Source organism: Streptomyces sp. NPDC127084 (assembly GCF_042724175.1).
GTDB lineage: Bacteria > Actinomycetota > Actinomycetes > Streptomycetales > Streptomycetaceae > Streptomyces.
Genome location: NZ_JBHXFA010000010.1, coordinates 33,350 through 42,494 on the forward strand (window position 1 = coordinate 33,350; position 9,145 = coordinate 42,494).

7 protein-coding genes are annotated in these 9,145 nt (G+C 66.2%); 6 read left to right on the forward strand and 1 reads right to left on the reverse strand.

The window, feature by feature from the left end; all coding sequences use genetic code 11:
* Window positions 1-33: 33 nt before the first annotated feature.
* Genes ACFWI9_RS04405 through ACFWI9_RS04415 form a run of 3 tightly spaced genes read left to right on the forward strand, consistent with a single transcriptional unit; the run spans window position 34 to window position 2,764 of the window.
* Window positions 34-519, forward strand: coding sequence for an alpha-hydroxy-acid oxidizing protein (locus tag ACFWI9_RS04405; RefSeq protein WP_387158990.1), 486 nt, complete (start codon window positions 34-36; stop codon window positions 517-519).
* Entirely contained in the window at window positions 516-1,583 is a 1,068-nt protein-coding gene (locus ACFWI9_RS04410) for a hydroxymethylglutaryl-CoA reductase (RefSeq protein ID WP_387158991.1), read from the forward strand. Before ACFWI9_RS04405 ends, ACFWI9_RS04410 begins: the two co-directional genes overlap by 4 nt.
* The gene (locus ACFWI9_RS04415; RefSeq protein WP_387158992.1) at window positions 1,580-2,764 is read left to right on the forward strand and encodes a hydroxymethylglutaryl-CoA synthase; all 1,185 of its coding nucleotides are present in this window, start codon (window positions 1,580-1,582) and stop codon (window positions 2,762-2,764) included. Before ACFWI9_RS04410 ends, ACFWI9_RS04415 begins: the two co-directional genes overlap by 4 nt.
* 75 nt (window positions 2,765-2,839) lie before the next feature.
* Here ACFWI9_RS04415 and ACFWI9_RS04420 read toward each other — a convergent pair whose 3' ends face one another.
* Window positions 2,840-4,195, reverse strand: a complete 1,356-nt coding sequence (locus ACFWI9_RS04420; protein ID WP_387158993.1) for a hypothetical protein — start codon at window positions 4,193-4,195, stop codon at window positions 2,840-2,842.
* A 381-nt stretch (window positions 4,196-4,576) separates the two neighbouring features.
* On the opposite strand from ACFWI9_RS04420, the gene ACFWI9_RS04425 reads away from it, so the two are divergent.
* The 3 genes from ACFWI9_RS04425 to ACFWI9_RS04435 all read left to right on the forward strand — a co-directional run bounded on the left by ACFWI9_RS04425 (window position 4,577) and on the right by ACFWI9_RS04435 (window position 8,755).
* Window positions 4,577-6,820: an MMPL family transporter gene (locus ACFWI9_RS04425; protein WP_387158994.1), complete on the forward strand. Its 2,244-nt coding sequence runs from the start codon at window positions 4,577-4,579 to the stop codon at window positions 6,818-6,820.
* 313 nt (window positions 6,821-7,133) lie between these two features.
* Window positions 7,134-7,502 (forward strand): YciI family protein, encoded by a 369-nt coding sequence (locus ACFWI9_RS04430; RefSeq protein ID WP_387158995.1) that lies wholly within the window; start codon window positions 7,134-7,136, stop codon window positions 7,500-7,502.
* The gene (locus tag ACFWI9_RS04435) at window positions 7,502-8,755 is read left to right on the forward strand and encodes an RNA polymerase sigma factor (protein ID WP_387158996.1); all 1,254 of its coding nucleotides are present in this window, start codon (window positions 7,502-7,504) and stop codon (window positions 8,753-8,755) included. Before ACFWI9_RS04430 ends, ACFWI9_RS04435 begins: the two co-directional genes overlap by 1 nt.
* Window positions 8,756-9,145 lie beyond the last annotated feature (390 nt).

Here is a 9,145-nt window from a genome sequence, read left to right on the forward strand (position 1 = left end):
TGTGTTTAAGAGACCGCCCGGCGGGTTTTGGGGGTGCGTGCCGCCGACGTCGGGGGCCGCGGCGGCACGAACTTCGCCAAGGTGGAGAACGACCGGCGAAACGTCGCCGACTTCGCGTATCTCAATGACTGGGGGCTCTCCACTCCCGCGTGTCTACTCGACGCACAACCCGCCGGAATCCCGGTACTCGCATCCGGGGGAGTTCGCAATCCGCTCGACGTCGCCCGCAGCCTGGCGCTCGGCGCCGCCGCGGTCGGCGTCTCCGGCGGCTTCTTGCGCACCCTTCTGGACGGCGGTGTCGAGGCGCTGATCACTCAGATCTCCACCTGGCTCGACCACCTGACTGCCCTCATGACCGCACTGGGTGCGCGCACCCCGGCCGAGCTGGCCGCGTGCGACGTGTTGATCAAAGGCGAACTGCGCGCGTTCTGCGCCGAGCGGGGAATCGACACCCGGTCACTCAACTCCCGGTCTGAGCACCTGGAACCCACCAAGTCGACGACGGGAAGCGCACGATGACCACTGCCACGGAAACGGCCGGAGTCCCGATGAGGTGGGTGGGGCCCATACGCGTCTCGGGGAACGTCACCACCACCGAGACACATGTCCCCCTGGCCACCTACGAATCGCCACTGTGGCCGTCCGTCGGGCGTGGCGCCAAGATCTCCATGCTGACCGAACGCGGCGTCGTCTGCACCCTCGTCGACGAGCGGATGACCCGATCGGTGCTCGTGGAGGCCGAGGATGCCCAGGCCGCGTACGCTGCCACGCAACAGCTCGACCTGCGGTTCCAGGACCTGTGCAAGGTCGTGCGTACCTGCAGCAGGTACGCCGAACTGGTCGCCGTGCGGCATGAGATAGCCGCCAATCTGCTGTTCATCCGCTTCGAGTTCAGCACCGGAGACGCCTCCGGGCACAACATGGCCACGCTCGCTGCCGACGCGCTGCTCACCCATATCCTGCAGACGATTCCCGGCATCTCCTACAGCTCGATCTCGGGCAACTACTGCACCGACAAGAAGGCCACCGCGATCAACGGCATCCTCGGTCGCGGCAAGAACGTGGTCTCCGAACTCCTGATTCCCCGCGCCCTGGTCGAGAGCAGGTTGCACACGACGGCTGAGAAGGTCGCCAAGCTGAATGTGCGCAAGAACCTGATCGGCACCCTGCTGGCCGGCGGGATCCGTTCGGCCAACGCGCACTTCGCCAACATGCTGCTCGGCTTCTACCTGGCGACCGGACAGGATGCGGCCAACATAGTCGAGGGCTCCCAGGGCTTGACGGTGGCCGAGGACCGTGATGGGGACCTCTACTTCTCCTGCACGCTTCCCAACCTGATCGTGGGCACAGTCGGCAACGGCAAGGGCATCCCCTTCGTCGAGGAGAATCTGGTCCGGCTCGGATGCCGGGAGGAGCGCGAGCCCGGTGAGAACGCACGACGGCTCGCCGTCCTGTGCGCCGCTACCGTGCTGTGCGGTGAGCTCTCGCTGCTCGCGGCACAGACCAATCCCGGTGAACTCATGCGTGCCCACGTCCACCTGGAACGCAGTCACACGACGACGGCGGCCGAGGTGCGGGCATGAACGGAGACACTGGAAGCCCCGCCATCGGCATCGACGATCTGTCGTTTGCCACAACGGAATTCGTCCTGCCGCACACGGAGCTGGCCGAGTACAACGGCACCCCGATCGGCAAGTACCACCTGGGCATCGGACAGCACGCGATGAGTATTCCCGCGGCGGATGAGGACATCGTGACGATGGCCGCGACCGCTGCCGCTCCAGTCGTCGCCCGGCACGGCGCTGACCGAATCAGGACGGTCGTGCTCGCGACGGAGTCGTCGATCGACCAGGCCAAATCGGCCGGCGTCTACGTCCATTCGCTGCTCGGACTGCCCACCTCCACGCGGGTGGTCGAACTCAAGCAGGCCTGTTACGGCGCCACGGCGGCACTGCAGTTCGCCATGGGTCTGGTGCACCGCAACCGCTCCGAACAGGTCCTTGTGATCGCGAGCGACGTGTCCAAATACGACCTGGACAGCCCGGGTGAGGCCACTCAGGGAGCGGCCGCGGCAGCCATGCTGGTCGGCGAGGACCCCTCACTGGTGCGGATCGAGCCGACCTCGGGTCTGTTCACCAGCGACGTCATGGACTTCTGGCGGCCGAACTACCGGGACACGGCTCTTGTCGACGGTCGGGAGTCCATTTCCGCCTATCTCCAGGCGGTCGAGGGGGTGTGGAAGGACTACGGCGACCAAGGAGGCCGCGCGCTAAGCGAGTTCCACGCCTTCTGCTATCACCAGCCGTTCACCAAGATGTCCTTCAAGGCCCACCGTCACCTGCTGAACTACTCCGGGTGTCAGCTCGACGACGAGGACATCGCCCGCGTTCTGGAGCCCACCACGCGCTACAACGCCGTGATCGGCAACAGCTACACCGCCTCGCTCTATCTCGCCCTGGCCGCGCTGCTCGACGGCGAAGAGGATCTGACCGACCGGACCATCGGCTTCCTCAGCTACGGCTCCGGCAGTGTGGCGGAGTTGTTCGCCGGAAGTGTCGTGCCGGGGTACCGCGCCCACCTGCGCAGCGCGGCGCACCACGAGGCGATCCAGCGCCGCCGGACGATAGACCACGCCACCTACCGGGAGCTGCACGGACGTTCCTTCCCGACGGACGGAGGGGACTATCGCGTGCCCCGTCAGACGAATGGCCCCTACCGGCTGGCCGCACTGTCCGGACACAAGCGCGTCTACGAGCGGGGCTGATGCGCCGCGAGTCGCGGAACGGCTTGCCCCAGAGCGCCACTGCAGGGGCAAGCCGTTCGTCACTCCGTCACTTCGTCATGAAGCGCTACTGGTTGGGCAAGTCGCGAGAGATGGGGTCCGCCTCTCGGCGATCAGGTGCAGTCGGGCTGCTGACGCCGTGACCTGGCGGTACAGCTCGGCCGGATTGAGGCGCGGATAGGTGTCGCCGAGGATCGCCTTGTCCTCCGGGGACACAGCGCTGTGGCGCTCCGTGCGGCAATACGGCGTCGCCGTCTCGTACCTCTTGCGGCGACTGCCGTCCTGTCCACCGCCGGTCAGCGCTCGTTGCTGTGGGTAGAAGTAGTTCGTGAGCCGGGAGAGCGTGGCCCAGATCTCGTTGAGGAGTGCCTGCTCACCGGGGGAGTCGTAGCGGTACTCACCGGCAAGGGTGTGCAGCATCCTCCAGCTCTGCTGGCCGATGTGGTGACTGCCCAGGCCTACCGGGCGGGCATGAGTGTAGGTCACCCGGTTCTGCCGGCACCAGCGAAGCAGCACCTCGTCGATCTCGGTTCCGGGATTTCCGCAGTCGAGCCCGAGTACCGGGAAGGGCAGGTTCCTGACGATCTCGTCCAAGGCGAGGGGCAGCTGACCGATTCCCCTGATCGTGCGGTTCTCGGTCCAGCCGGTGGCGATGTCGGTGGCTGCCACGGTCACCAGGCATCGGCCGCTCATCGTGCCGCCGTCATGGCGGACGACTGCGATCTCGAAGAACCCGGGCCGACTGTGGTCCCACTCTGTCCAGGTGACGAGCGGGAGTTCACTGCGCAGCCTGGAACCGGGCCGCAGGTGCAGATCGGCACCGGAGGACCGCCGGTGCGGCGCAAGCCGACGGCAGATCGTCGCTGCGGACATGGACATGAGTAGTTCGGCTGTCCGGTCGTCGATGCGCAACTCGTTGTGGCGGCGCAGGACCGGTACCAGGTCGGGAAGCATCGGTGCCAGACGCTTGGACGCCGGCCGGTCGAGGATGGTCCAGCACAGCTTCAGCGCGGAAACGACGTCGGCGTCGTACTTGACGCCCCTGCCCTGCGCCGGCTTGGCGAGCTTGAGACGCGCGGCGTTCAGGATCGCGTTGCGGGCATGGCTGCGGTGCCAGCCGGTCGCCGCGCACAGTTCGTCGAGGATGAGGGTCTTCTCCTGTTTTGCCGCCTGAATGTAGCGTGTGGCATAGCTGTTGGTGAGTGCCCTGCGTTCGGCCAGCGTCGCCGCGAACCCGACAGGCGACGAGGAGGACTCGGTCTGGGCCACTGCGGTCCGCTCCGGCGGCATCGCGTGGTGCTCCGGCGCCGTATGCGGAAGAGGCGGTACGGCTGCCAGTTCATGGGCCGGGTGGACGTCCCGCTGTTCATAGGTGGAGTTGACGCTTGCGTTGCCCGTTTTGATTCGGACCACGACTTCGGCTGTGCTCGTCACTGTGCCCCCGTTGGCTGCGGCCTCCGATCGAGGCCTTCAGCAGTACGTCGGATGAGCAAGTGCCTGGAACGACAACAACCCCCGGATCGCAGCGCGGTTGTCCAAAAACGACTTATGACCGAATGGATCAGGCCAATCTACGGATGGTCCACGCGTGGTCCACGCGCCTGCCGCCGTGCCGGTGGCTCTTGTTGTGGCGGCCGTGCCGCCGTGCCCGCCACAACGTGGCCGGCCTCGGTTCCACACGCGGACTTTGCGTGCGGCAACGCATGGATGGTTATGGACCGGAGGCGCCACTACCCTGAATGTGAATGTTTTCACAATCAGTCAAACAGGGGAACACCCGGTAAGGGATAGAGAATGCTGACCCGATTGGCCCATCTGGCGATCAACCGGCCAAAAGCAATCCTCATCAGCGCGCTCATCTTCGTCGTCGCCTGCGGCGCGCTCGGCTCGTCAGTGATGGACCATCTCAAGGCTGGTGGGTACACCGCGCCGGATGCCGAATCAACCCGCGCCATGAAGGTTCTCGACGATCACTTCAGCGGTGCTCAGCCGAATCTCGTCGTCGCCATCACCTCGGATGGCGGTGTAGACAGCGAAGCGGCTCGCAGTGCCGCTGCTGACGTCACAGAGTGGCTGAAATCGCACAAGAACGTCGTGAATCCGCAGTCCTACTGGACCGCAGGCCCGGAACTCGGACCGGCCTTGCGAAGCAAGGACGGCGGCACCGGTCTGGTCACCGCCCGGATCGACGTGGAAGAGACCGACATACCGAAGGTCGGCGAGGAGATCCAGGACGGCCTTCCCCGGTCGGACAAGGTGACGGTCAAGGTCGGCGGCTACGGCACGCTGATGGGCGAGCTCAACAAGACAGTCGCCAAGGACGCCGCCGTCGGTGAGGGGGTGGCCTTCCCCATCACGCTCATCGTGCTGATGGTCGTCTTCGGCAGCCTTGTCGCGGCCGGTCTGCCGCTGCTCATCGGCGCGGTCTCCATCATGGCGACCCTCGCGATCCTGCGTCTGGTGACGACGTTTGCGGACGTGTCCATCTACGCCCTGAACATGACGACCGTGCTCGGGCTCGCGCTCGGCATCGACTACAGCCTCCTGCTCGTCAGCCGCTACCGGGAGGAACTCCGCGACGGCCGCGACATCGAGGACGCGGTGCTACGTACCGTCCAGACGGCAGGGCGCACCGTGGTGTTCTCGGCGATGACCGTCGCCCTGGCCCTTGCGGCGCTCATCGTCTTCCCGATGTTCTTCCTCAAGTCCTTCGCCTATGTGGGGGTCGCCGTCGTGCTGGCCGCCGCGCTGGCGGCGGTGCTGGTGCTCCCCGCAGCGCTGATCCTGCTCGGGCGACGCATCGACAAGCTCGACATCCGTATACCGATGCGCCGTTGGTTCAAGCTGGGCCCGCCCCGAGTGGTCGAACCGCAGCAGACCTTCTGGTACCGCATGGTTCACGCCGTCACTCGCAAGGCCGTTCCGGTATCGCTCCTGACCACACTCGGCCTGGTCGCCGTCGCCCTGCCCTTCCTTTCGGCCCAATGGGGCTACCCCGACGACCGGGTGATCACCAAGTCCGCCTCGGAGAGCCGTGAGGTCGGCGATCTCGTGCGGGAGGAGTTCACGCAGGACCCGGCTGCCTCGATCACGATCGTGCTGCCTGGATTCAAGGGCGGTGAAGCGGAGCTGGCCGCTTACGCGGGCGAACTGTCCAAGGTCGGCGGTGCTTCCAACGTGCTCAGCTCGAGCGGCGCCTTCGTCGACGGCTCGCGGGTCGGCCCGGCGGACAAGCAACTCGCCAACGACGAGGGAGCCGTGCTGCGCGTGGGCACCGGGCTGGACCCGTATTCGGACGGTGCCGACCGGATGCTGAACAATCTGCGCGATGTGAAGAGTCCCGGTGATGTGCTGTTCGCGGGTGCCACCGCAGAGAACCAGGACGTCCTCGACGCACTCTCGGCACCGATGCCGTATGCCATCGCACTGATGGCGCTCACCATGTTCATACTGCTGTTCCTCTTCACCGGCAGCGTCGTACTGCCGATCAAGGCGCTGCTCATGAACACGCTGTCGCTCGGTGCGGCGTTCGGCATGACGGTCTGGGTGTTCCAGGAGGGACACCTGTCCAGTGTTCTGGACTTCACCGCGACCGGGTACCTCATCCCGACCATTCCAGTGTTGATGTTCTGCCTCGCGTTCGGCCTGTCCATGGACTACGAGGTCTTCCTGCTCTCCCGGATGCGTGAGGAGTGGCTGGCATCGGGGCAGACCGCCGAGGACAACACCCACGCGGTGGCGATGGGTGTCGCGAAGACCGGGCGCATCGTCACCGCGGCGGCTCTCATCATGGCCATCGTGCTGACCGGTATGGGCATTTCGAATGTGTCGTTCATGCAACTCTTCGGTCTGGGACTCGCCCTGACCGTGCTCGTGGACGCCGTCATCGTCCGATGCCTCCTCGTTCCGGCGATGATGCGGCTCATGGGCAGGTTCAACTGGTGGGCGCCCGCCCCCCTCAAGCGTCTGCACGACCGAGTCGGTCTCACCGAGGAGGTCCCCGAGGCCCCCAAGGTGGTCAGCACCACCTCCTCCTGAGGTAGTTGCGGCACCCGGACTTCCGATTTCGGTCGCACCGGCCGAGGCCGGAAACAGACAGGGCCCCGAGGCGTTTCCCCCGGACGCTTCGGGGCCCACCTGCGTCTCCACTCGAAGTCGCAGACCGAAAGGTCGGGGCCACCTCCCGTGATTCGCGCTGGTCGCACCGTGTGTGCCCGCTGTGAGCGTCGACTCCCGTACCGCATCGGTCACGTCGACAGTCGGCGGCAGAACGCTGTAGCGTGCACGTGGCCGACCGGTGACCATGTGTGGCAGGCGGCCGTCGTAGTGAGAACGAGGGGGGGCATAGGCGGTGGCAGAGTACTTGGTGCTCATCTACGAGGATGAGACACGCACTGCCGCGATGTCGGCGGAGGCCAGCGCGGAACTCATCGGCCGATTCCAGGAATTCATGGCGCGAAACGAGTCAAGCGTGCAGCGCGGCCAGCGACTGTTCGCGAGCACTTCCGCCCGTTCCGTCCGCCGCGAAGCCGACGGTGGAGTGAGTGTCACCGACGGCGCCTTCATCGAGTCCAAAGAGGTGGTAGCGGGCTACTTCCTCATCGAGGCCGAGGACTTGGGCGCGGCAGTCGAAGTCGCCGGGCAGATTCCGGTAATGCACGGCGGTGTCGAGGTACGCGAGATTCGACCCACCCCCGACGCCGGGTCGCCGAAGCGCTGATGAGCACAACCGTCGCCGCCGCTGTCGCCGAAGCACATCGTCAGCAATGGGGATTCATGCTCGCCGCCACCGTACGCCTCACCCACGATCTCGACTTGGCCGAGGAGTGCGTGCAGGAGGCTTACACCCAGGCGCTGACACAGTGGGAGGCGCACGGCATTCCGGACAGGCCCGAAGCGTGGCTGACCGTTACCGCCCGTCGTCGCGCAATGGACGTGATCCGCCGCCATGACACCCTCCGCCGCAAGCTCCCGCTGCTCACAGAAGAGGAGACGGCGCCGGCTGCCGACCAGGCGATCGCCGATCAGGACATTCCCGATGACCGGCTGCGGCTCATCTTCACCTGCTGCAATCCGCTGCTCGATGTCGACACGCGCGTCGGCCTCACCTTGCGTCTGGTGTGCGGTCTTTCGATAGCCGAAGTGGCCCGCGCCTTGCTGGTGTCGGGTCCGACCATGTCGGCGCGGCTCACCCGGGGCAAGAAGAAGATCAAGGCGGCTCGCATTCCGTACCGGGAACCGCCTCCCGAGGAACTGCCCGGGCGCGTGGATGCCGTGCTCGACGTGGTCCATCTGGTCTTCAGTACCGGGTACACGGCGCCGTCCGGCGATCAGCTTCAGCGTCGTGACCTGGTCGGCCGTGCCACGCATCTGGCCCGCATGTTGCACCGGTTGCTACCGGGTGAGCCGGGTCCGGCGGGTCTGCTCGCGCTCATCCTGCTCACCGACGCGCGCAGGTACAGTCGTACCAGACCGGATGGTTCGCTCGTCCCTCTTTCCGAGCAGGACCGCACACTCTGGGACGCCTCCCAGATCCAGGAGGGGCTGCGGCTCGTCGCCTCCGCCATGCGGCACCGACCGCCGACCCGGTACACGCTCATGGCGGCGATCGCGGCCGTGCACGCCCAAGCCACCGACTGGGAGGCGACCGACTGGAGCGCGGTCGTCGGACTCTATGACGCCCTCCTGCGCATATGGCCCTCACCAGTGGTGTTGCTGAACCGGGCAATCGCGATCGGCCAGGCCCACGGTCCGTCCGCCGGTCTCGAGGCGCTCGACGAGTTGGCGGATGATCCCAAGTTGGCTGAATACCACTACTTCGCCGCTGCTCGCGCCGACTGCCTACGCCGCCTGGAGCGCCTCGACGAGGCCCTGGACTCGTACACAGAAGCAATTTCGATGACGGACAACGAGGTTGAAAGGGAGTTCCTTGAGACGCGTTTGAAGGAGCTCAGAACCGCTGCTCGTCAGTGAGGGTTCCTCATGGTGCGTCGGAGTTGGTCACCGGTGGGACACGGCCTCTCTATCAGAGCCGTCTCACCCCCGCCGAGGAGCTCGCCTCCGCCTGAAACCCACCCAATCGGTCACTGCACGTCACGCCCACCCTTGCGGGCGGCGGCCGGGCCGACTTCCTGGTGCTACATCGACGGCCGGGTCCGGCAGCGCTGGGATGAGCGGCGCTCACTGTCGGTGTGATTCCTGCGGCAGGAAAAACGCAGGTGTGGCGCTTGCGCCCCGGACCTGAAACGTGCGTGGGGGCCCCCCCGGGCGGAGGGGGGGCCCCCCGCGGCGGGGAGACACTGACAGCGCACGCCCGAGGGTGGGGGGCGCGGGGGGGGGGGGCGGGGGGTTGAAAAAAAAAAA